This window comes from Raineyella sp. W15-4 (assembly GCF_033170155.1).
GTDB lineage: Bacteria > Actinomycetota > Actinomycetes > Propionibacteriales > Propionibacteriaceae > Raineyella.
On the sequence record NZ_CP137079.1, the window covers coordinates 240,558 to 262,708 of the forward strand.

Here is a 22,151-nt window from a genome sequence, read left to right on the forward strand (position 1 = left end):
GGTGTACCGGCCTGCCGGCTCGACGGATCAGGCCGGGATGCCGACCGGCCGGGCAGGGTCGGTATCGATGGACCGGCCGTCGGCGTGGTGGTCGTCGGTCGCGGTGGCGTCCTCGGCGTGGGCGTCCTCGGCCCGGGCGATGATGCCGAGGTAGATGTCCTCCAGGCTGGGGCGGATCACCTCCAGGCCGGTCGGTTCGCCCTCGGTGCGGTGCAGGCCGGCGACGATCCGGGCCGGCTCGTCGGTGCGGACGGAGCGTACGGTCGGGCCCTCGGACCAGCGGACGATCGGCGTCCGTGCCTCCTCCCCGCCGAGCCGGTCGATCGGTCCCTCGGCGACCACCCGCCCGGCGGCGATGACCACCGCGCGGTCGCTCAAGTGGGCCGCCTCGTCGAGGTAGTGGGTGGTCAGCAGGATGGTGGTGCCCTCGTCGCGCAGCTGTTCGATCAGCTCCCAGAAGCGGCGGCGCGCCTCCGGGTCGAAGCCGGTGGTCGGCTCATCGAGGAAGAGCAGCTCGGGCCGGCCGATGATGCCGAGGGCCACGTCGAGGCGGCGCCGCTGCCCGCCGGAGAGGGACGCGATCCGGGCCCGGGCCTTGTCGGCGAGGCCGACCGCCTCGATCGTCGCCGCCACGTCGCGTGGGTGGGGGTAGAAGGTTGCGAAGTGGCCGACGAGTTCCCGGACCGTGGCGGATTCGGCCGCCCCGGTGGACTGCCCGACGATGCCGAGGCGGGCCCGCCAGGCCCGGCCGGCCGTCCCGGGGTCCTCGCCCAGCACCTGCACCCGGCCGGTAGTCCGGTCCCGGTAGCCCTCCATGATCTCCAGCGTGGTGCTCTTCCCGGCGCCGTTGGGGCCGAGCAGCGACAGCACCTCGCCGCGGGCGATCTCGAAGGACACCCCGTGCAGGGCGGTGAAGGAGCCGTAGCGCTTGGTCAGGTCCTGGACGACGGCGATGGGGTCTGCGGTGGTCATGACTCCATCGTCCCGATCGGCGCGGCGCGCCACGAGCGGGACAACGGTGGGTTCGGGGGTCCACCGATCGGTGGACCCCGGGAGCCTTCCGGTCAGGCCAGCAGGTCGAGGATCCGCCGGCGCAGCGCCCGGAAGTCCGGATCGTCCTGGGTGCGGGGCCGGTCGAGGTCCACCGCGATGTCGGCCACCACCCGGGCCGGTCGTGGTGAGAACACCACCACCCGGTCGGAGAGCAGCAGTGCCTCCTCGACGTCGTGGGTGACCATGATCGCGGTGAACCCCTGGTGCTGCCACAGCCGGGCCAGTTCGGTCTGCAGCGCGGCGCGGGTGAGGGCGTCGAGCTTGCCGAGCGGCTCGTCCAACAGCAGGATCTCCGGCTCGGTGACCAGCGCCCGGGCCAGCGAGGCCCGCTGCGCCATCCCGCCGGACAGCTCCGCGGGCAGCGCGTCGCGGAAGTCGTCCAGCCCGACCATCGCGATCATCGCATCGATCCGGGCGCGCCACCCGGGGTCGTCCTTGCCGCCCTGGATCGTCGGCCCGAGGGCGACGTTGCGGGCGACGGTGAGCCAGGGCAGCAGCGTCGGGTCCTGGAAGACGAGGCCGCGGGAGGGGTCGGGCCCGGTCACCCGGCGGCCGTCGACGTAGATCGTCCCGGTGACCGGCCGGTCGAGTCCGGCGACCAGTCGCAGCAGGGTTGACTTGCCCGACCCGGAGGGCCCGACCAGGCTGACGAACTGGCCCGGCGCGACCGACAGATCGACGTGGTCGAGCACCGGCAGTGGCTCGCCGTGGACGAGGAACGCCTGGGTGATGTCGATCAGGTCGACCGCGCCGGCGACCCGCTCCTTCCCCGGGGATGCGGGCAGCGGAGTGGGGCCGGTCACCATCGGGTCAGGTCCTTCTGCCAGGCCAGCACGCGGTTGCGGACGGCGAGTTGGAGGGTGAGCAGGCTGCCGCAGAGCAGCACCATGACCACGATCGCGGCGTACATGGCCGGGTAGGCGCTCCAGCCCTTCTTCCAGTTGATGTACCAGCCGAGGCCGGAGTTGACGCCGAGGGTCTCGGCGATGGTGAGGGTGACGAAGGCGGTCGGCAGCGCCATGAAGATGCCGGTGAAGATGTTCGGCAGCGCCGCCGGCAGGGACACCTTGAGCACCAGGAACCGCGCCCCGGCGCCGAGGGTCTGGCAGACGTCGAAGTAGCTCTTCGGCACCGACCGGATCCCGGCGCTGGTCAGCACCGTCATCGGGAACCAGACGGTGAGCGAGACCAGGAAGACCGCCGCCCAGAAGGTGTTCGGGAAGGCGATGAAGACGATCGGGATCCAGGCCAGGGTCGGCACCGGCCCGATGTACTTCACGATCGGGTTGAGCCAGTAGCCGGCCCGCCGCGACCAGCCCATCCACAGGCCGGTCAGCAGGCCGGAGATCCCGCCGATCACCAGCCCGAGCACCAGCAGCACCGCGGAGTTGGCGACCGACTGGCCCAGCAGCACCCGGTCCGCCCACGCCTCGGTGAACAGCTGGCCCGGCGGCGGGACGTACGGCGGGCGGAGCACCCCGGACTTGGCGGTGAGTCCGTCCCAGGCGGCGACCACCACAGCCAGCGCGATCCACCAGGCCGACCAGGCGCCCAGCCACCGCGAGGCCCGCAGGCCCCGCCGGGTCTGCGGGCGGGCACTCACCGCCCACACCACCACCAGCACCGCCGTGATGGTCCCGGCCAGCACGGCCAGCGGCAGCTGCCCCTTGACCAGGAAGGCGCCGGTGTCGGGGACCAGTACGATGCCGGCCGTGGTGAGCAGCCACGCCCCGACCGCCACCGCGACGAGCCGGTGGTCGGCGGTGCGGGGGCGGTGCCGGCGGGTGAGGGCGGCCCGGATCCCGGGGTCGCGGGACAGGGCGAGATCCCGGTCGGCGGTGGTCGGTGGCGTACGCTGTCCGGTGGTGGATGTCGTCATGGTCCTCACCAGGTGATGCCGAGGGTGGTGAAGGCCTGGTCGGCGAGCTTCTGCGGATCGGCGGAGGAATCGAGGAAACCGGTCTTCTTGAACTTCTCGATGCCCGGCAGCAGGGCGGCCTTCAGCTTGGTCACCGACGGCTCCCACCCGTAGGTCTTCAGCAGCGATTCGATCGTCGCGGCGTCACCGGCCACGTACTTCTTGTCCACCTCGAGGGCGGCGACCTCCGCCTCGTGGCCGGCCACGTAGCGCGATCCGCGGGCCCAGGCCTCGATCAGCTTGCGGGCCAGCGGCTCCTCCTTGGCCACCAGGTCGCCGTTGAGCGCGGTGCAGCAGCAGTAGGCCTGCGCGTTCATGCCGGTCATGTTGCTGGCCAGCTCGGTGCCGTAGCCGTTCAGCACCGGCAGGTAGGCGATCGGGTCGGAGGTGGCGATGGCGTCGACCTGACCCTGCTTGAGGGCGTCGGCGAGCAGGGAGGAGTCGAGCACCTTCCAGTTCACCTGCTTGGCCTCGGGCAGCGGGTTGATCCCGGCGTCCAGCAGGTCCATGGAGAAGAACATCGTGGCGCTCGAGGCGAGGCTCGGGATGCCGATCGTCTTGCCCTTGAGCTGGGCCGGATCGGTGATGCCGGCCGAGGTGGGCACGATCAGCCGCAGGCAGCCGCTGTGCAGGCCGGCGACGAACTTGACGTTCTGGCCCTGTTCGATCGGCTTCAGCCAGGAGTAGAAGATGCCCGACGAGGCATCGTACTGGCCGGAGCCGACGGCTGCCTTGATGTCCTCGTCGCCGACCGTACGGTGCAGGGTGACGTCGAGGCCGGCCTCGGCGAAGAAGCCCTTCTCCTTGGCGACGATGGCGGGGGCGTCACAGACGTCGCCGCCGAAGATGATGCTCAGTGGCCGGTTCGCGGCGGTGGCGGTGCCCCGGGTGGCGCGACCGATCGCGGCCCCGACGCCACCGCCGATGATGAGCCCGCCGAGGGCCCCGGCGGCGATCCCGGTGACGAAGCTGCGCCGGCTCACCGTCCGCGGGGGGCGGTGCTCGGCCGTGGCGGAGGTGTCGAGGACGGCGCCGGACGGCAGCACGGTCGGGCCGTCGCCCGCCGCGGGTCCCGGGGCGGCCGGCGTCTGTCCGGGAGTGCTCGGGTGGTCGGTCGGGGAGTCGTGGGTGCTGTCGGAATCTGACATCGGGAGTCCTTCTCGAGAGTCGACGAAAGAGGTCGACGAATGGGGGTCGGGGGTTGACGAAGGGTGACAAGAAATCGACGAAGGCGAGCGCAGGGTCGACGAAGGTGCACGAGAGGTCGACAAAAAGCGCCCCACCATGATTCCGATCGGCAACGGGGTCGAGACGTCGTGGAAACGCGACCCGTACGACGGAATCGACGGGTGGACGGAAATCAGGTCAGCGGGTGAGGATCATCCGTGCATCGAACAGGGAGCCGGCCACATCCGCCACCGCGGACAGCGGTGCGAAGCTCGGTGGGCACGGACGACCTGATCGGCCATGACGGGCATTCCTCTCATGATCACCGGAACCGGCCAGCGGTTCGTCGGACACGATGTCGTGTCGGGAGCGGTTGATCTCGCTACTACACGGTACGTTATACATCTCATAAGGTCAGCGCAAATCGGCTGTTTGAAGCACCGGGTGGGACCGGATCAGGGCTGCAGTTGCCTGGGCAGCAGGTCGACGCCGCGCTTGCGGCCAGCCACCGCGCTTGCGGCCAGCCACCGCGCTTGCAGCCGGACGCCGGGCGTCGGCGGGCCGCGGCTGACTGGCGCGGCGGCAGCTGCCAGCTGCCGGTTGGCGCACTCGGCTGATAGGCTGCCACTGGCATCACCGTCCTGTTGACCGACCGCGTCCCGCTCGGGGAGGACACGAATGATCAGACTGCTGGCCAATGTCGCCGCGAATCTCGTCGGTTCGGCGGTCGCCCTGTTGCTGGCCGGATGGCTCATCCCCGGGGTCACCCTGCGCGTCGGTGGTTTCCTCATCGCCGTCGTCGTCTTCACCATCGCCCAGGCGATCCTGGCGCCGTTCGTTTTCAACCTGGCCCGGCGGTACGCCAGTGCGATCCTCGGCGGCATCGGCATCGTCTCCACCCTGCTCGCGCTGGTCGTCGCCACCCTGGTGTCCGGCGGTCTCGTCATCACCGGGTTCTCGACCTGGTTGGTGACGGCGCTGTTGGTCTGGTTGGTGACGGCACTGGGCGGCTGGGTGCTGATGGCGTACGTCGTCGATCGGTGGCTGGACAAGCGGAAGGCCGCGAAACACGCCGCTCGGGCCGCCTGACGACGGACCGCACGCCACTGACCTCGGACCACGATCGCGCTACTGGCCGCGGCCTACGATGAAGCCCGGGAGGGGTCCTCCCGGAAAGAGGCCGACATGTCGGTGAACCCATCGATACAGGATCAGCAGACGGTGTCCCGCGGGGCGGTTGCGGTCATTGGAGCGGGGGTGATCGGGCAGTCGTGGGTGACGCTGTTCGCGGCGCACGGATTCTCCGTGGCCGTCCAGGACCCACGGCCCGACCTCGCGGAGGTGCTCGATGCCGCCCTCGCCGAGTGGCTGCCCCAGGTACCCGGGCTGGTGGACGATCCGGCCCGCGCCAGGGCCCGGGTGCAGGTGGCCGCGACGGTCGAGGAGGCCGTGACCGGCGTCCGCGCGGTGCAGGAGGCAGGACCGGAAACCGTTGACTTCAAGCGCGACCTGTGGGCGCGGGTGGAGGCCGCCACACCGGCGGAGGCGCTGCTGCTGTCGTCCAGCTCGGGCATCGTCGCCAGTGACCAGGCCGCGGCCATGACGGACCCGTCGCGGCTGGTCATCGGCCACCCGTTCAATCCACCGCACGTGCTGCCGCTGATCGAGGTCTCGGCCGCGTCCGGCACGCCGCAGCAGCGGATCGACCGGGCGCTGGCCTTCTACCGCGAGGTCGGCAAGCACCCTGTGCAGCTGCATCGGGAGTCGGCCGGGTTCGTGGCGAACCGGCTGCAGATGGCATTGGTGATGGAGGCGATCCGGCTGGTGCGCGCCGGCGTGGTGGACGTCCGGGACCTGGACGACATCGTCACCCACTCGCTGGGGATCCGGTGGGCGGCGGTCGGCCCGCTGCTGGCCTTCCACCTGGGTGGCGGTCCCGGCGGGCTCGGCCATCTGTTGGAGCACATCGGCAAGGGGCTGGCCGCGGACATCGGCCAGCAGCTCTCCGACGAGGACATCACCGCCGTCGGCCGGGCCGCGGCGGAGGCCTACCCGTACGATCGATTCCCCGCCTACCGTGAGACCCGCGATGCGCTGCAGTCGGCGATCATCGCCGAGCGGGAGGCTCACCCGCTGCCGTCCTGAACGCCCGGGGTGTCACGGCAGCGGATGCTCGGCGAGGAACGCCGTGACCAGATCGGCGACCTCCGGAGCGCGGTGGAGGGCCATCGAGTGGTCGGCGCCGGGGAGCACCACGGTCCGGGCCTGCGGCAGCCACCGGGCGAGGACGGTGTGCACCTCGGCGAACCAGGGGCCGCTCGCGGTGCCGCCCAGGGACAGCACCGGGCAACGGATCCGGCCGGCCAGCTCGGCGTCGAACCGCCAGGACAGCAGCGCCGGGATGTCGTGGTCGAAGAACAGCTCCGCCTCCCGGCCGATCGCCGCGACGGACCCCGGGGCGAGCCGGTCACGATCCGTACGCCAGGTCGGCCCGTCCATCCGGGCCTCGAACGCCTCCAGCGTCGCCCGGGCACCGTACGCGGCGCGGTCGCGGAGCAACTCGTGGCAGGCGGTGAAGAACTCGGCGGCCCGCGGCACGAACGTGGGGGGCGGCTCGTGAACCGCGAGGGTGTGCACCAGGTCAGGCCGGTCGGTGGCCAGCCGCAGCGCGATCGCGGCGCTGTAGGACGCCCCGACGAGGTGGGCGCGGACGACCCCGAGGGCCTCCAGCAGGGCCGCGGCGTCCGCCGCCTCGCCGGCGACCGTGCCCGGCCGGTCGGCCGGGCTGCTCCCGCCGGAACCCCGGCGGCGGTACTGGACCACCCGGTAGCGGCCGGTGTCGGCGATCAGCCCGGCCAGCGGGGCCAGCTCGTACGGGTCGACGGCCGTCGGGATGACCAGGACGGGCTCGCCGGCCCCGGTGACGGTGACCTCGAGTTCGCCGTCGCGGCGGCGGTCGTCGGCGACCCCCGGACCGAGGGGACGCAAAGGTCCGCCGACTAAACTGGAGAGAACTCTTCGAGGGTCGCCGTGGTCCCTCGCGACGCCCCTGCAGGCACACTGGGAGGCTCGCCATGAGTTCACGTCAACCGGCCGTGCACGTTCCCTGGGGGACGGTGGCACGGCGGCACTGGGAGGACTGGGTCAGCATCCTGGCCGGTCTGTATCTGGTCCTGTCCCCGCTGTGGATGCAGACCCATCAGCCTCGGGCGATCTGGCTGGTGCCCTTCGGGATCGTGCTGATCGTCTTCGGCGCATGGTCGGAGCTCCGGGAGCGGGCCGGGGCGTTCGCCGAGGGGATGGTGGCGCTCGCGGGCGCCTTCATCATCGCCTCGCCGTGGATCGGCGGTTTCGCCGGTCTCAACGGCTTGGCCGTGTCTGCTTGGATCGTGGGGGCGCTGGCCCTGGTGATGGCCGCCGTCGGGACGATCAGCCGGCGGCGGCGCATCGTGGAGGGCGGCCGCCCGATCCGTACGCCAGGTCATACTTCGGGGCGCTGAGCCGGGGTGCCGTCACTCCGTCGCCGGGGCCGCGGTGCTAGCCCGGATGATCAACTCCGGCTGGAACAGCAGGTGCGTCGTCCGCTCCTCGTGGCGGAACAGCAGATCGGCCGCCGTCCAGCCGATCCGCTCCATCGGCTGGCGCACCGTGGTCAGCGGGACGTTCAGCTGGGCCGCCAGGGTGATGTCGTCGTACCCCACCACCGACACCCGGTCGGGCACGGCGACGCCGTGCTGGCGCAGCACCCGGTAGGCGCCGACCGCCATCAGGTCGTTGGCACAGAAGACGGCGGTGCACGGCACGTCCTCCGAGCGCAGCAGCCGGGCCATCCCGGCGGCGCCGGCGTCGATGTCGAACCGGGGCAGGTGGACCACCCGCAGGCCGTCCCGGTCGGGGGAGAGGCCACGCCGGGCGTACGCCTCGCGGACCCCGGCGAGCCGGTCGCGGGCCTGGTGGATCTCCAGCGGACCGTTGAGGAAGCCGATCCGGCGATGGCCCAGGTCCAGCAGGTGCCCGACCGCGGAGGCGGCGCCGTCGACGTCGTCGGAGGCGACCGAGGACACCCGGTCCGAGCTGCTGTGGACGTCGAACAGCACCACCGGGATCCCGGCGTCGACCAGGGCCTCGGCGGCGGAGATGTCGTCACCGGCCGGGGTGAGCAGGACACCCCGGACGTTCTGCTCCCGGTAGTGCCGCAGCAGCCGGGCCTCGGTGTCCCGGTCGCCGTGCGTGCTCGCCAGCATCATCAGGCACTCCTCGTCCCGGATCCGCCGCTCCATCGCCTCGGCGGCCTCGGCGAAGAACGGGTTGGAGATCTCGGTGACGCCCACGCCCACGGTGGGGGAGGAGCCGCGGCGCAGCTGGTGGGCGGTGGCGTTGCGGACGAAGCCGAGGTCGTCGATCGCCCGGGTGATCCGCTCCCGCGTTTCCGGCGAGACGCGTTCGGGATGGTTGAGCGTGTGCGAGACCGTCCCCACCGAGACCCCCGCGGCCTCGGCCACGTCCCGGATGTTCGGGCGACGGCTCACGGGTGACCTCCGGTCGGAACGGGCGCCACGGGACTCCCGGGCGCCGCGGATGGGCGTCACCGAGCCTACTCGGCGGGCGATCCGGTGTGTCCGACGACACCGGGGTCGGAGACGTACGTCGCGCGATCTCCAGGCCGGCGGGCATTGCGCATTGAATCGTTTCAGGCTACCGTCATAGCTATCTGAAACGATTCAATGCGTGGTTCGAGTGTCACCCGACGGTGGGTCCTTCGCAGGCCCTGTCGGGTCCCCGGATCTCCACACCCCCGACGTACATCACAGAGCAAGGAGGCTCTCAGTATGAAACCTCGCCACATCACGGGGTGGAAAGCAACCGTCGCGGTCTCGATGTCGAACTACATCGACTCGGGCTCCATCATCGCCATCGCCACCTCCCTGGGCTTCTGGGGAGCGGCCTACTTCCCGGGGGACAACGGCCGGATCGCCGGCCTGCTGGCGGCGTTCAGCTCGAACGCCTTCGGCGCCGCCATCGGTGCCCTGATCGGTGGCCCGCTGTGCGACAAGTACGGCCGGAAGTTCATCTACACCTACGACCTGCTGGTCTACGCCCTGGGCGGCCTGATCGTCACCTTCGCGGCGAACCTGCCGATGCTGTTCGTCGGCTTCGTGATCATCGGCCTGGCGGTGGGGGCCAGTGTCCCCGCCGGCTGGACCTACATCGCCGAGTTCGCCCCGACATCCGAACGCGGCCGACACGTCTCGATGACCCAGCTGGCCTGGTCCTTCGGCCCGTTCATCGGCTTCGGCCTGGCCGCCGCCCTCGCCCCGATGGGGCTGCTCGGCTCCCGGATCATCTTCGCCCACCTGGTCGTCATCTCCCTGGTCACCTGGTACATCCGGCAGGGCCTGGACGAGTCGGCGAAGTGGACCGAGGCCAAGGGTGGTGCCACCGCCAAGCCGCCGTCGATGTTCGCCTCCTTCCGTGGGTTGTTCACCCGCAAGGCCAACATCACCGCGTTGCTGTTCCTGGCGGCGATCTACACCTTCTGGAACCTGGCCGCCAGCCAGAACGGCATCTTCCTGCCCACCATCCTCACCTCGATGGGCTACGGCACCCTCGCGGCCGACCTGTTCTCGATGCTGTCCTGGGCCGTGGTCATCGTCGCCACGATCATCTTCATGAGCCTGGTCGACCGGATCCCCTACCGGTGGCACTTCTTCGTCGGTGCAGCCCTCGCCGTCGTGTCCTGGGTGGTGCTGGTGTTCGGATCGCCCACCGCGGCCTTCACCGCGTTCGCGTACGTCATCGTCTGGGGCCTCAGTGCCGGTCCCTCGGCCCAGGCGTTCTACGCCGTGTGGTCCCCGGAGCTGTTCGCCACCCCGTACCGCGCCGGTGCCCAGGGCATCGTGTTCTTCACCGTCCGGCTGGCCAGCGGGCTGATCTCGTTGATCTTCCCGGTGATCCTCAAGGGGCCCAACGGTCTGATCATCGACGGCCTGATCCTGATCGGCTTCCTGGTCGTCAACCTGCTGATCGGCACCATCTGGACCCCCCGGACCCAGGGCAAGTCCCTGGAGCAGATCGAGATCGAACGCTACGGCGAGCCGGTCTCGGTCGTCGGTGCCCAGCAGGGCTCCACCGTCACCTCCTCCGGTACGGCGGCCGCGAAGTGACCCTGCCGCACACCGACGCCGCCCGGCCCGCCGAGACCGGCCCCGCGGTGGAACGCCTGCTCGGCTCCACCCCGGCCCGGTCGGACCGGCGCAGCTGCTTCCTGCTCCGGGTCCGCCCGGAGAAGCTGGCCGAGTACCTCGAGGTCCACCAGCACGTCTGGCCCGACATGCTCCGTGCCCTCGCCGCCAGCGGCTGGCGCCACTACTCGCTGTTCGTCGAGCCCGCCACCGGCCTGGTGGTCGGCTACTTCGAATCCGACGACGTCGACGCCGCCCGCCGGGCGATGGCCGACACCGAGGTGAACGCCCGCTGGCAGGCCGAGATGGCCCAGTACTTCGAGCAGCCCGACGGCGGCACCGACCAGCTCCTCCAGCAGTACTTCTTCCTGCTCTGACTCCCCGCTCCGGAAAGGACCGACAACCATGACCACCCCGACCCTGGCCTCCCTCACCCCCGAGGCGCGCTCCCTGCTGGAGACGCAGGACATCGAACTGCCGTCCTGGGCCTTCGGCAACTCGGGCACCCGCTTCCGCGTCTTCGCCACCCCGGGCACCCCCCGCACCCCGTACGAGAAGCTCGCCGACGCCGCCCAGGTGCAGGCCTACACCGGCGCGGCGAGCCGGGTCTCCCTGCACATCCCTTGGGACGAGGTCGACGACTACGCCGACCTGAAGCGGCACGCCGCCGACCTGGGGGTGACCCTCGGCGCGATCAACTCCAACGTCTTCCAGGACGAGGACTACAAGTTCGGCTCGCTGTGCAGTCCCGACCCGGCGGTGCGCCGTAAGGCCGTCGACGCCCACAAGCACTGCATCGAGATCATGTCCGCCACCGGCTCCCGTGACCTGAAGATCTGGCTCGCCGACGGCACCAACTACCCGGGCCAGGACTCGATCCGCGGCCGCCAGGAGCGGCTCGCCGAGGGCCTGCACGAGATCTATGCGGCGCTGGCGCCCGACCAGCGGCTGCTGCTGGAGTACAAGTTCTTCGAGCCGGCCTTCTACCACACCGATGTCCCGGACTGGGGCACCAGCCTGCTGCACTGCCTCGACCTGGGCGAGCAGGCGATGGTCGTGCTGGACACCGGCCACCACGCGCCCGGCACCAACATCGAGTTCATCGTCGCCCAACTGCTCCGGGTCGGCCGACTGGGGGCGTTCGACTTCAACTCCCGGTTCTATGCCGACGACGACCTGATTGTGGGGGCCGCCGACCCGTTCCAGCTGTTCCGGATCATGAACGAGATCGTCAGCGCCGGCGCGCTGGCACCGGACTCCGGCGTTGCGTTCGTGCTCGACCAGTGCCACAACCTGGAGGCGAAGATCCCCGGCGAGATCCGCTCGATCCTCAATGTGCAGGAGGCCACCGCCAAGGCCTTGTTGGTCGACCGGGGCGCCCTGGCCGCGGCCCAGCGGAACTGCGACGTGCTCGGCGCGAATGCCGTCCTGCTGGATGCCTACAACACCGACGTCCGGCCGCTGCTCGCCGAGCTGCGGGAGTCGCAGGGGCTGGATCCCGACCCGATGGGCGCGTTCCTGGCCTCCGGCTACCTGGACGCCATCACCGCCGCGCGGGTCGGCGGCCAGCAGGCCGGCTGGGGCGCCTGAGCCCTCCGCCGGGCAGAGAGGAATGACCCGATGACCACCGTGGCAGCCGTCGACCTGGGGGCCACCAGCGGTCGCGTACTGACCGGCCACTACCGGGACGGCCGACTGACGATCGAGGAGGCGGTCCGCTTCCCCAACGGGGCGATCCGGGTGCGCACCCGCTCCGGGGCCGACCTCCAGTGGGACGTGCTGGCACTGTGGCAGGGCATCCAGGCCGGCCTGCGGACGGCCGGTCGCTGCGCCCCGGTCGACGCCGTCGGGATCGACACCTGGGGGGTGGACTACGGCCTGCTGGACCGGACCGGACACCTGCTGGGCAACCCGACCAGCTACCGGTCGGCCCGCACCGACGGGGTGCCGGAGCGGTTCTTCGAACGGTTCCCCGCCGACCGGCTCTACGCGGTGAACGGGCTGCAGGTGCAGCCGTTCAACACCGTGTTCCAGCTGATCGCGGACCGTACGCAAGCCGCCTCGGGCCTGGCCGATCGGCTGCTGCTGATGCCCGATCTGTTCGGCTTCTGGCTGACCGGCCGGGAGGTGGCCGAGGTCACCAACGCGTCCACCACCGGCCTGCTGGACGTGGCGTCCCGGAGCTGGTCGGGGGAGATCCTCACCGCCCTGTACGACGGCTGGGGGATCGAGGGTGCCGCCCTGTTGCCCGACCTGGTCGAGCCCGGCACGCCGTTGGGCCCGGTCGACGTCCCGCAGTTGGCGCTGGCCACGCCGGCCGGGGCGCCGACCCCGCTGGTCGCCGTGGGTAGCCACGACACGGCCTCGGCGGTGGTTGCGGTCCCGGCCGAGGAGGGGACCTTCGGCTATATCTCCTGTGGCACCTGGTCGCTGGTCGGGGTGGAGCTCGACGCGCCGGTGTGCAGCGAGGAGAGTCGGCGGGCCAACTTCACCAACGAACTGGGGGTGGACGGCACCGTCCGCTACCTCAAGAACGTGATGGGCCTGTGGGTGGTGACCGAGTGCATCAACTACTGGCGCTACCTGGGCCAGACCGACCTCGGCTGGGACACCCTGGTGCCCGAGGCCGGCCGGGCGCAGCCGCTGCGTAGCCTGATCGACATGAACGACGCCCGGCTGCTCGCACCGGGCGAGATGCCGGTCCGGATCGCCGAGATGTGCCGCGATACCGGCGAACCCGTCCCGCGCACCCGTGGCGAGTACCTCCGCTGCGTCACCGACTCCCTCGCCCTGGCGTACGCCCGGGCGCTGGAGGACGCCACCCGGCTGTCCGGCCGGGAGATCCGTACGGTGCACCTGGTCGGCGGTGGCTCACAGAACGCGCTGCTGTGCCAGCTCACCGCTGACGCCACCGGCCTGCCGGTCGAGGCGGGCCCCGCAGAGGGGACCGGCCTCGGCAACATGCTCATCCAACTGCGCGCGATCGGGGCCGCCCCGGCGGACCTGACCGCACTGCGCGGAGTGATCCGCCGCTCCTTCCCGACCGTCCGCTACCGGCCCTGCACCGCGCACGCCTGGCACACCGCCGACGGGCGCGTCCCTCGTACCTGACCGGCACCGCCCACCCCATCGACCCCCTCAGTACACCGATCCGAAGGAAACACCGCCATGTCCACTCCCACCACCGTCCACGGGCACACCACCGTCCACGAGCTCCTGGCCTCCATGGGGGCGGCCGGCCGGCGCCTCGACCAGATGGGCGCCTGCGAGGCCGGCGCCGGCAACATCTCCGTCTGCACCGCCGCCCCGATCGCCCTGGACGAGCTGTTCCCGCACACCGAGACCATCGACCTGCCCTGGACCGTGCCGACGCTGGCCGGCCGGACCGTGCTGGTCACCGGCTCCGGCTGCCGGCTGCGCGACGTGGCGGCGTCCCCGACCGCCAACGTCGCCGCGGTCACCGTGCAGCCCGGCGGGTCGACCGGCACCCTGCACTACGCCGACGACCGCGCGTACGCCCGGCCCACCTCGGAGTTCAACTCCCACCTGGCGGTGCACGCCGACCAGGTCGCTGAGCGCGGCGTGGACTTCCAGGCCGTGATCCACGCCCAGCCGCCCTATCTGGTCAGCCTCTCCCATGTCCCGGCGCTGCGCTCCACCGCGGCCTTCAACAAGGCGATCCTGCGCTGGGAACCGGAGACCATCGTGCAGCTGCCCGCCGGCATCGGTGTGCTCGACTTCATGGTCCCGGGCAGCCGGGAACTGATGGAGAACAACATCGCCGGCCTGCGCGCCCACCAGATCGTGCTGTGGTCCAAGCACGGCATCATGGTGCGCTCCGACGACTCGCCGCTGGCGGCCGTCGACAAGGTCGAGTACGCCGAGGCCGGCGCGATGTACGAGTACCGCAACCTGTGTATGGGCGGCCTCGGGGAGGGCCTGCAGGACGAGGAGTTGCACCGGGTGGTCGTCGACTTCGCGGTGCCGACCGAACTGTTCTGATCTGCGGTCGAGTGCCGTCGGGCCGAGTGCCCGGCGGCATTTGTCTGTTCGGTGGGATGGTGGCAGATCGCCGAGTTGGGGGTGGTGAAACGCCGAGTTTTTGGTGGCAGATTGCCGAGTCAGCTCTGGTGAAACGCCGAGTTGACGGTACGCTACCTGCGTGACCAGCTCGGACCTGCGTGAACGGTTCATCCTCCCGCGACTGGTGGAGGCCCTGGATGACACCCGCATCGTCGTGCTCCAGGGGGCGCGGCAGGTGGGCAAATCGACGTTGGTTGAACAGGTCGCCGAGCAGCGGGACGGTGTGGTGGTGAGCCTGGACGATCCGGGTGCACGAGCCTTCGCCGCGAGTGATCCGGCCGGGTTCGTGGCGCAGGCTCCTGACAGACTGTTGGTGATCGACGAGGCTCAGCGCGTCCCCGAGCTGGTCATCGCCCTGAAGGCTGCGGTCGATCGTGACCGGCGTGCTGGGCGATTCCTTGTCACTGGGTCGGCGAACCTGCTCGATCTGTCGGCCACCCACGAATCGCTGGCCGGTCGCGCTCAGTCCCTGGTGCTGCACTCGTTCAGTCAGGGTGAGTTGGAGGGCAGCCGTGCATCGTTCATCGATGTCGTGTTCGGTGGCGACCTGCGGCCGGATCACACCAGTGTGCTGGGCCGGCAGGACTATCTGGAGCGCGCCTCCGCGGGAGGCTATCCCGAGGCACTCGCCAGGTCTGCCGGCCGGCGCCGGGACGACTGGTACAACGCCTATCTCGAGCAGATCGTCAACCGGGATGCGGTCGATGTCTCCGGACTGAGGAGGATCGCTGACCTCCCCCGAGTCCTGCGGCTGATCGCGGCCCGCGCTGGATCGGGGATGGTGTGGAGCGCCCTCGCCAGTGATGCGGGCATTCCGCGCAGCACCCTCGATCCGTACACAAAGCTGCTGGAGACGCTGTATCTGATCCACACCGTGCCGGCCTGGGCGGCCAAGCTCACTGCCCGGGAAGTGAAACAGCCGAAGGTGTTCGTGGTCGACACCGGTCTGGCTGCCGCACTACTCGGCGTCACGCCGGCTGCGCTGGGGCCGACCAGGCCGAACAGCCCGGCCGGGGGCCTGCTCGAGGGGTTCGTGGTCGGTGAGCTACTCCGGCAGGCGGGCTGGAGCGAACAGCGCACCAGGCTCTGTCACTACCGCGACAGTCGCGGCGCCGAGGTGGACATCGTGCTCGAGACTCCGGACAGCCGGGTTGTCGGCATCGAGGTCAAAGCGGCCGCCACCGTCCAGTCCAAGGATCTCTCCGGGCTGGGGATGCTGCGTGACCGGTTGGGCGACAGGTTTGTCGCCGGAGTCGTCCTCTATACCGGTGGGCGTTCCCAAGCTGTCGGCGAGCGCATCACCGCGGTGCCGATCGACGCCCTGTGGAGTATCGGGCCCGCTCCCCGCGGGGCCTGAACCGGCCACCGTCCCGGGGTGCTCATCTGAGTGCCCCTCTGACCTTTGGGGGGAAGGGAGGGGTGGCGCGGTGCGACGGCGGGCACGACGGTACGACGAGGCGCGTTGTCCGATTCGTGACCTCCGGGCTCTGGAAAACCGGCGGTAGTGCGCATGTACTGGAAGCAGCCAGGGGCGTCGCGAGTCGGCGCGCATGCACCGACCACCACCACTGACCGGATCCCCTCGGGGAGTCCGAGGGGAGAGAATCGGAAGGAGATCATCCCCATGAAGAGGTGGACGCGTTGGGAGGACTACGTCGCTCTGGCGGCCGGCCTGTTCACCGTCCTGGCAGCGCTCATCTGGACGACCACCACGGTGACGTCCATGACGCTGATGCTCGTGTTCGGCGGCCTCCTCATCGTCACAGGTGTCCTCAACCTGTCCATGCCCGGCACCCCGTGGCTCGAATACGCGCAGTGCGCCGTCGGCGTCCTGCTGTTCGTGTCCCCCTGGGTCGGTCTGTACGCGTCGTACTCGGCGATGACCTTCGCATCCGCGGCCTGGACGTCGTGGATCGCGGGCATCATCGCAGCTGTCGTCACGGCCGCGGCCTTCAAGCCGGCCATGGACGCGCGGCAGCAGCACCGTCCGGCGCACCAGCACTGAAGTCTCTCGTCTGAGAGAGGCCGCGACCCCGGTGGGGCCGCGGCCTTTCTGTACCCAACCGAACGGACGACGTGATCGCGGTGAGGGTGCCGGCGGCAGGCAGGGTCGGCCGGGATCGGGTCACCTCTGCCAGTAGTGGATCTCGATCAGCAGCAGGTCGCCCAGGTAGTCTGCCGTCGTACGCAGCCCGGTGGGGGACGTCGCCCGGGTGACATCCGCCTCGGTGACCGGCGCCACTGTACCGAGCAGGGTGGTCTCCGCCGGCGGAGAGGTCTGTGGGTGGGCGTTGATGACGATCCGCTCGACCGTACGGGCGTGCAGCAGGCGGTGGAGGAGCACGCCAATCGCGTCGGCGAGGGGCGGCTTGACCGTCCTACCCGATGGTGGCACCGATCATGGCGAGGCTGACCGGGAGGAATCCGGGCCGGTACACCCCGGTGTGGGTCGGGAGGCTGAGCAGGCAGGCGACGTACGCCCGCAGCGTCCCGACGACGATGACGGTGGTGATGCCGCGATTGAGCAGGCCATCGGGGCTCGGGCGGCTGGACGATGCCATCCTCGATCGCTCGCTTCAGGAAGTCGGCCTTGTCGCCGATCGGCCGTCCGAGGCGTTCGTACGTCAGGCGGATCCGGTCCAGGCACTCCTTGTCATCCCGGCACTCGTTGTCATGAGGTCAGTGTGCCGCAGCCGCCGCGCTTTCGTACAGCCGCTGCGACTTCAGCCAGGTGCCGCGCGTTGGCAGGCCGCCGCTGACCGGAACGGCGGCGGCTGAGTCGCGCACTCCGCAACCGTGGGCAGCCGCCGCAACAGCGACCGCGGGGCTCCTGACCTGACATCCAGCTGCCACCGGCCGGCCCTGCGGTGTTCATCTGAGCAGGTCGTGGTGTTCACCGACCCTCCCTACGGTGTCGTACGCCACGTATGCCACCGGCATGCCCCTTGATGTGGAGGACCCATGCACCACCGCCGACTCTTTCGGCAGGCGACCGCCGCGGTCGCCATGGCCCTTGTTGCAACCCTCGGCCTGACGGCCTGCGGCGGTGGCTCCGCCCAGAGCGACACCAAGAAGTCGGCGGCCGCCACCAGCGTCGCCGACTTCGGCACCTTCGCCGACCTGGAGGCCGCGGCCAAGAAGGAGGGCGCGCTCAACGTCATCGCCCTCCCGCGTGACTGGGCCAACTACGGCGCCGTCATCGATGCCTTCAGGGCGAAGTACCCGGAGATCAAGGTCAACGAGCAGTCCCCGGACGTCTCCAGCGCCGAGGAGATCCAGGCCGCGAAGACGAACAAGGGTCTGGACACTGCGCCGGACACCTTCGACCTCGGCCTGTCCGTCGCTCTGGCCAACACCGCCTCGTTCGCGCCCTACAAGGTGCAGACCTGGAACGACATCCCGGCCCAGCTGAAGGAGTCCTCCGGCCTGTTCGTCGGTGACTACGGCGGCTACATGTCGGTCGGCTACGACTCGGCGAAGTTCCCCGAGCCGACCTCGATCCAGGATCTGCTCAAGCCCGCCTACAAGGGCGCTGTCGCGATCAACGGTGATCCCACCCAGGCCGGCGCGGCGTTCGCGGCCGTCGGGATGGCGACGGTCCAGAACGGTGGCACGCTCGACGACTTCACTCCGGGCATCGACTACTTCGCGCAGCTGCAGAAGGCCGGCAACCTGCTCAAGGTGGACGTGACCACCGCCACCGTGGCGAGCGGCGAGACCCCGGTCGTCTTCGACTGGGACTACCTCAACGCGGCCCACGTCAAGGACAAGCCGTCCTGGAAGACGGTCGTCTTCCCCGGCCAGGGCTACGCCGGCTACTACAACCAGGCGATCAACGTCGACGCTCCGCACCCGGCCGCGGCGCGGCTGTGGCAGGAGTTCCTCTACTCCGACGAGGTCCAGAACCTCTTCCTCGCCGGCGGGGCCCGCCCCGTCCGGATGGAGGCGATGACCACCGCCGGCACCATCGACAAGACCAAGGCGGCGGCCCTCCCGGCGGCCCCGGCCACCACGGTGGTCCCGACCGACGCGCAGAGCAAGGCCGCCGGCACCCTGCTCGGCCAGAAGTGGGCAGCGGCGATCAGTTGAGCACCACCACGCTCGAGGCCACTCGGCCGTCCGGGGCGCAGCGTCACGCTGCGCCCCGGACGCGCCGTCGCCGCGGCCTGCTCGGCGCCCTGGGCCTGGGGCCCTTCGGCATCTACCTGCTGCTCTTCCTGATCCTGCCCACCGTGCTGGCGGTCTCCACCGGATTCCTCGATGGGCAGGGACGCTTCACCTGGGACAACGTCACCGCGCTTGCCGATCCGGTGATCCTGAAGACGTTCTGGAACAGCGTCTGGTTGTCGCTGCTCACCGCGGCGGTGGGGGCGATCGCGGGGGCGGCGGTCTGCTACGCCCTGCTGGGCGTGCCGCCGACCCACCCGGTGCGTACGGTCGTCGACGCGGCCTCCGGTACCCTGGCGCAGTTCGGCGGGGTGATGCTGGCCTTCGTCTTCATCGCCACCATGGGGCGCAACGCGCTGATCACCCAGTGGCTGCTCGGGATCGGGATCGACATCTACGCCGCCAGCAACTGGCTCTACGCCCTGCCCGGCCTCATCCTGCCGTACATCTACTTCCAGGTGCCGCTGATGGTGATCACCTTCAGCCCGGCCCTCGACGGCCTGCGCCCCCAGTGGGCCGAGGCGAACCTCACCCTCGGCGGGAACGCGCGCACCTTCTGGACGCGGATCGGCCTGCCGATCCTGGCCCCGTCGTTCGCGGCCAGCTACCTGTTGCTGTTCGCCAACTCGTTCTCCGCGTACGCCACGGCCGCCGCGCTCGCCAGCCAGGGCTCCCAGATCGTGCCGCTGCAGATCCGGGCGGCGCTGACCAGTGAGACCGTGCTGGGCCGGTCAAACCTGGCCGGGTCACTCGCACTGGGAATGATCGTGCTGATGGCGCTGGTGATGGCCGGGTATGCCGCGATCCAGCGCCGGGCCGAACGGTGGCGGTCATGACCCGGGCGACGCTCTATCCCCGCCGGGTGACCCGGGCCGTCATCGCGGTGGTCGTCGGCGCGTTCTTCGTGATCCCGATGCTGACGACGCTGGAGTACACCTTCCGCGACGGGACCGGGCATTCGCTGGTCCACTGGGCGAGCCTGTTCGACCCGGCGAAGGCGGCGGCGTACGCCCCGATCCGGGTCGGCCTGACCAACTCGCTGATCCTGATGGTTGTCACCGTCGCGCTGGTGCTGTTCCTGTTGGCGCCGACGATGATCTTGATCAACCTGAGATTCCCGCGGCTGCGGCGTCCGTTCGAGTTCGTCGCGTTGTTGCCGATCACCATCCCGGCGATCGTGCTGGTCGTCGGGCTGACACCGATCTACCTGGTGATCGGCCGGAGCCTGGGCACCGGCGCCTGGACGCTGGCGTTCGCGTACGGCATCCTGACGCTGCCGTTCGCGTTCCGGTCGATCCAGGCGGCCATCGATGCGACCAACCTGTCCACCCTCGCCGAGGCGGCCCGCTCCCTGGGCGCGTCCTGGTTCCAGGTCGTCTGGCGGGTGCTGGCCCCGAACCTGCGGAACGGGCTGCTCGCGGCCTCCCTGATCTCGGTGGCCGTGGTGCTCGGCGAGTTCACCATCGCCTCGCTGCTCAACCGGCAGAACCTGCAGACCTCCCTGGTGCTGGTCAACCGGCAGGACGCCTACATCGCGGTGGTGTTCTCGCTGCTCGCGCTGGCGTTCTGCTTCGTACTGCTCCTGCTGATCGGGAGGACCGGACGCGCCGGCACCCGCCGCCTGCACAGAAGGGAACGGGCATGACCCTCCAGAGGACCGACGGGCAGGCCGCGGACGATCGCCCCACCGGCGACCTCGCCGCCCGCACCGCCACCGACGTCATCCTGGACGCGGTGGTGAAGGACTTCGGCAGCACGCGGGTGTTGCACGGGCTCGACCTGCACATCAGGGCGGGTGAGTTCGTCTCCCTGCTGGGGCCGTCGGGGTGCGGCAAGACGACCGCCCTGCGGCTGATCGCCGGGCTGGAGGACCTGACCTCCGGCGTGATCCGGATGAACGACACCGACGTCTCGGACGTGCCCACCAACCGCCGCGACATCGGCATGGTGTTCCAGTCGTACTCGCTGTTCCCGCACCTCACCGTGCAGGCCAACACCGAGTTCGGCCTGGCGATGCGCAAGGTGCCCGCGGCGCGGGCCCGTTCGCTGGCCGCGGACGCCCTGGAACTGGTCGGTCTGGGACACCTGTCCCAGCGCTACCCGCACGAGCTGTCCGGCGGGCAGCAGCAGCGGGTGGCGTTGGCCCGGGCACTGGTCACCTCACCGAAGGTGCTGCTGCTGGACGAGCCGTTGTCGGCGCTGGACGCCCGGGTGCGCGTGCAACTGCGGATGGAGATCCGGCGGATCCAGGCCGAGCTCGGCATCACCACGGTCTTCGTCACCCACGACCAGGAGGAGGCACTGGCCATCTCCGACCGGGTGGCGGTGATGGACGCCGGACGGATCGAGCAGATCGGTACCCCCGAGGAGCTCTACCTCACCCCGGCCACCCCGGTGGTGGCGGCCTTCGTCGGCCTGTCGAGCCTGCTGCGGGCCCGGGTGACCGGTGGCCGGGCGCGGATCTGGGACCAGGACCTGCCGGTGATCGGTGAGGTCCCCGACGGGGACGCCGAGGCGTTCGTACGGCCCGAGCATGTCCGGCTGGCGAGTGACGGCGAGCCCTCGGTACCGGTCGTGGTGGAGACGAGCACCTTCCTCGGCTCGATCCGACGGACGCTGCTGCGGGCGGCAGACGGTCAACTGCTCACCATGCAGCACGCGGCCGACCTGGATCTGGAGCGCGGTGCCAGCGCTCGGGTGACGCTGCTGCCGATGCCGGTCGTGGTGCGGGCGGCGGCCCAGGTCTGATGTCTGATCCGCGCACCAACATCCTGGTCCTGGGCATCGACGGCCTGCGGCTGTCGATCGCCCTGGAGGACGGTGTGGCGTCAAGCCTGTCCCGGCTGTACGCCCGGGGCCGGAGCACCGAGCTGGAAATGGCCGTGCCGACGATCTCGGGTCCGGGCTGGTCGACCCTGCTGACCGGCACCACCATCGCCGAACACGGCGTGCTCGACAACACCTTCGTCGGACACCGGCTCTTCGCCCACCCCGACCTGCTGTCCCGGGCCTACTACCAGGACCAGTCCACCCGTACCTTCGCGGCCGCGGGCTGGCCGCCGCTGGTCTCGCCGATCGGCCTGGGACCGGTGATCCAGCAGCGGACCGAACAGCAGAAGGCGGACCTGCACCGGGTGATCGTCCGGGACGGCGAGACCTTCGGCTACGCGTGGGCCGACGGGCAGGTGCACGACTACACCCGGGCGGCCCTGTCACGGTCGGATGCCCCCAACCTGTCGTTCGCCTATTTCTCCTCCATCGACGAGGCCGGCCACCTGTACGGCCTGATGGGCAGCGAGTACCGCGACGCGGTGCGCGCCACCGATGCGCGGATCGGTTCGTTGGTGTCGTGTGTGGAGCAGCGCTCGGCGGAGCGTGACGAGCGCTGGCTGGTGGCGGTGCTCACCGACCACGGGCACCTCGACCAGGGCGGCCACGGGGGCGCCACTCCGCAGGAGCGTGCGTCGTTCCTGCTGTTGTGGTCGCCACAGGGCGCCGACGCGGTGCCGGAGCTCCCGGACGACCTGGCGCCCGAGCAGGTGGCCGGTCTGCTGCTCGCACAGCGACGTCCGCGCTGAGGT

At 70.4% G+C, this 22,151-nt stretch carries 23 protein-coding genes; 15 read left to right on the forward strand and 8 right to left on the reverse strand.

Features of this window, described 5'->3' with window-relative positions; genetic code table 11:
• Positions 1-27: 27 nt before the first annotated feature.
• From R0145_RS01045 to R0145_RS01060, 4 genes are all read right to left on the reverse strand, one after another.
• Positions 28-972, reverse strand: a complete 945-nt coding sequence (locus tag R0145_RS01045) for an ABC transporter ATP-binding protein (RefSeq protein ID WP_317838582.1) — start codon at positions 970-972, stop codon at positions 28-30.
• Between the two features lie 92 nt (positions 973-1,064).
• Positions 1,065-1,859 carry an ABC transporter ATP-binding protein gene (locus tag R0145_RS01050; protein WP_317838583.1) on the reverse strand — a complete coding sequence of 265 codons (795 nt, stop codon included), beginning with the start codon at positions 1,857-1,859 and terminating at the stop codon, positions 1,065-1,067.
• Positions 1,853-2,932, reverse strand: coding sequence for an ABC transporter permease (locus R0145_RS01055; RefSeq protein WP_317838584.1), 1,080 nt, complete (start codon positions 2,930-2,932; stop codon positions 1,853-1,855). Before R0145_RS01055 ends, R0145_RS01050 begins: the two co-directional genes overlap by 7 nt.
• Before the next feature lie 5 nt (positions 2,933-2,937).
• Positions 2,938-4,119 carry an ABC transporter substrate-binding protein gene (locus R0145_RS01060; protein WP_317838585.1) on the reverse strand — a complete coding sequence of 394 codons (1,182 nt, stop codon included), beginning with the start codon at positions 4,117-4,119 and terminating at the stop codon, positions 2,938-2,940.
• A gap of 697 nt (positions 4,120-4,816) precedes the next feature.
• Between R0145_RS01060 and R0145_RS01065 the strand changes: the two genes are divergently transcribed.
• Both R0145_RS01065 and R0145_RS01070 read left to right on the forward strand, forming a co-directional pair.
• Entirely contained in the window at positions 4,817-5,227 is a 411-nt protein-coding gene (locus tag R0145_RS01065; protein ID WP_317838586.1) for a phage holin family protein, read from the forward strand.
• A 96-nt stretch (positions 5,228-5,323) separates the two neighbouring features.
• Positions 5,324-6,283 carry a 3-hydroxyacyl-CoA dehydrogenase NAD-binding domain-containing protein gene (locus tag R0145_RS01070; RefSeq protein ID WP_317838587.1) on the forward strand — a complete coding sequence of 320 codons (960 nt, stop codon included), beginning with the start codon at positions 5,324-5,326 and terminating at the stop codon, positions 6,281-6,283.
• Positions 6,284-6,295: 12 nt separating this feature from the next.
• Here the strand turns inward: R0145_RS01070 and R0145_RS01075 are convergent, their stop codons facing one another.
• Positions 6,296-7,126, reverse strand: coding sequence for an alpha/beta fold hydrolase (locus tag R0145_RS01075; protein ID WP_317838588.1), 831 nt, complete (start codon positions 7,124-7,126; stop codon positions 6,296-6,298).
• 86 nt (positions 7,127-7,212) lie between these two features.
• Here R0145_RS01075 and R0145_RS01080 point away from each other — a divergent pair, with 86 nt between their 5' ends.
• Entirely contained in the window at positions 7,213-7,638 is a 426-nt protein-coding gene (locus R0145_RS01080) for an SPW repeat protein (protein WP_317838589.1), read from the forward strand.
• Between the two features lie 12 nt (positions 7,639-7,650).
• Here R0145_RS01080 and R0145_RS01085 read toward each other — a convergent pair whose 3' ends face one another.
• The gene (locus tag R0145_RS01085) at positions 7,651-8,667 is read right to left on the reverse strand and encodes a LacI family DNA-binding transcriptional regulator (RefSeq protein WP_317838590.1); all 1,017 of its coding nucleotides are present in this window, start codon (positions 8,665-8,667) and stop codon (positions 7,651-7,653) included.
• A gap of 300 nt (positions 8,668-8,967) precedes the next feature.
• On the opposite strand from R0145_RS01085, the gene R0145_RS01090 reads away from it, so the two are divergent.
• The 7 genes from R0145_RS01090 (at position 8,968) to R0145_RS01120 (ending at position 16,408) form a co-directional block, all read left to right on the forward strand.
• A complete protein-coding gene (locus R0145_RS01090; RefSeq protein WP_317838591.1) occupies positions 8,968-10,302 on the forward strand; it encodes an MFS transporter in 1,335 nt (444 codons plus the stop codon).
• The gene (locus R0145_RS01095) at positions 10,299-10,697 is read left to right on the forward strand and encodes an L-rhamnose mutarotase (protein ID WP_317838592.1); all 399 of its coding nucleotides are present in this window, start codon (positions 10,299-10,301) and stop codon (positions 10,695-10,697) included. Before R0145_RS01090 ends, R0145_RS01095 begins: the two co-directional genes overlap by 4 nt.
• Before the next feature lie 28 nt (positions 10,698-10,725).
• The gene (gene rhaI, locus R0145_RS01100) at positions 10,726-11,910 is read left to right on the forward strand and encodes an L-rhamnose isomerase (protein WP_317838593.1); all 1,185 of its coding nucleotides are present in this window, start codon (positions 10,726-10,728) and stop codon (positions 11,908-11,910) included.
• Between the two features lie 30 nt (positions 11,911-11,940).
• Positions 11,941-13,431 (forward strand): rhamnulokinase family protein, encoded by a 1,491-nt coding sequence (locus R0145_RS01105; protein WP_317838594.1) that lies wholly within the window; start codon positions 11,941-11,943, stop codon positions 13,429-13,431.
• 57 nt (positions 13,432-13,488) lie between these two features.
• On the forward strand, positions 13,489-14,322 hold the full coding sequence (locus tag R0145_RS01110) for a class II aldolase/adducin family protein (protein WP_317838595.1): 834 nt from the start codon (positions 13,489-13,491) through the stop codon (positions 14,320-14,322).
• Positions 14,323-14,482: 160 nt separating this feature from the next.
• Positions 14,483-15,760, forward strand: a complete 1,278-nt coding sequence (locus tag R0145_RS01115; RefSeq protein WP_317838596.1) for an ATP-binding protein — start codon at positions 14,483-14,485, stop codon at positions 15,758-15,760.
• A 267-nt stretch (positions 15,761-16,027) separates the two neighbouring features.
• Complete coding sequence (locus tag R0145_RS01120) at positions 16,028-16,408, forward strand: hypothetical protein (RefSeq protein WP_317838597.1); 381 nt, start codon at positions 16,028-16,030, stop codon at positions 16,406-16,408.
• A 120-nt stretch (positions 16,409-16,528) separates the two neighbouring features.
• On the opposite strand, the gene R0145_RS01125 is transcribed toward R0145_RS01120, so the two are convergent.
• A complete protein-coding gene (locus tag R0145_RS01125; RefSeq protein ID WP_317838598.1) occupies positions 16,529-16,747 on the reverse strand; it encodes a hypothetical protein in 219 nt (72 codons plus the stop codon).
• 34 nt (positions 16,748-16,781) lie between these two features.
• The gene (locus tag R0145_RS01130; protein ID WP_317838599.1) at positions 16,782-16,964 is read right to left on the reverse strand and encodes a hypothetical protein; all 183 of its coding nucleotides are present in this window, start codon (positions 16,962-16,964) and stop codon (positions 16,782-16,784) included.
• A 400-nt stretch (positions 16,965-17,364) separates the two neighbouring features.
• Between R0145_RS01130 and R0145_RS01135 the strand changes: the two genes are divergently transcribed.
• From R0145_RS01135 to R0145_RS01155, 5 genes are read left to right on the forward strand one after another with little or no spacing between them, the layout of a single operon-like run.
• The gene (locus tag R0145_RS01135) at positions 17,365-18,492 is read left to right on the forward strand and encodes an ABC transporter substrate-binding protein (protein WP_317838600.1); all 1,128 of its coding nucleotides are present in this window, start codon (positions 17,365-17,367) and stop codon (positions 18,490-18,492) included.
• Entirely contained in the window at positions 18,489-19,406 is a 918-nt protein-coding gene (locus R0145_RS01140) for a hypothetical protein (RefSeq protein WP_317838601.1), read from the forward strand. Before R0145_RS01135 ends, R0145_RS01140 begins: the two co-directional genes overlap by 4 nt.
• Entirely contained in the window at positions 19,403-20,215 is an 813-nt protein-coding gene (locus tag R0145_RS01145; protein ID WP_317838602.1) for an ABC transporter permease, read from the forward strand. The genes R0145_RS01140 and R0145_RS01145 overlap by 4 nt, the downstream gene beginning before the upstream one ends.
• On the forward strand, positions 20,212-21,318 hold the full coding sequence (locus R0145_RS01150; protein ID WP_317838603.1) for an ABC transporter ATP-binding protein: 1,107 nt from the start codon (positions 20,212-20,214) through the stop codon (positions 21,316-21,318). The genes R0145_RS01145 and R0145_RS01150 overlap by 4 nt, the downstream gene beginning before the upstream one ends.
• Entirely contained in the window at positions 21,318-22,148 is an 831-nt protein-coding gene (locus tag R0145_RS01155) for an alkaline phosphatase family protein (protein WP_317838604.1), read from the forward strand. Before R0145_RS01150 ends, R0145_RS01155 begins: the two co-directional genes overlap by 1 nt.
• The last annotated feature ends 3 nt before the right edge of the window (positions 22,149-22,151 follow it).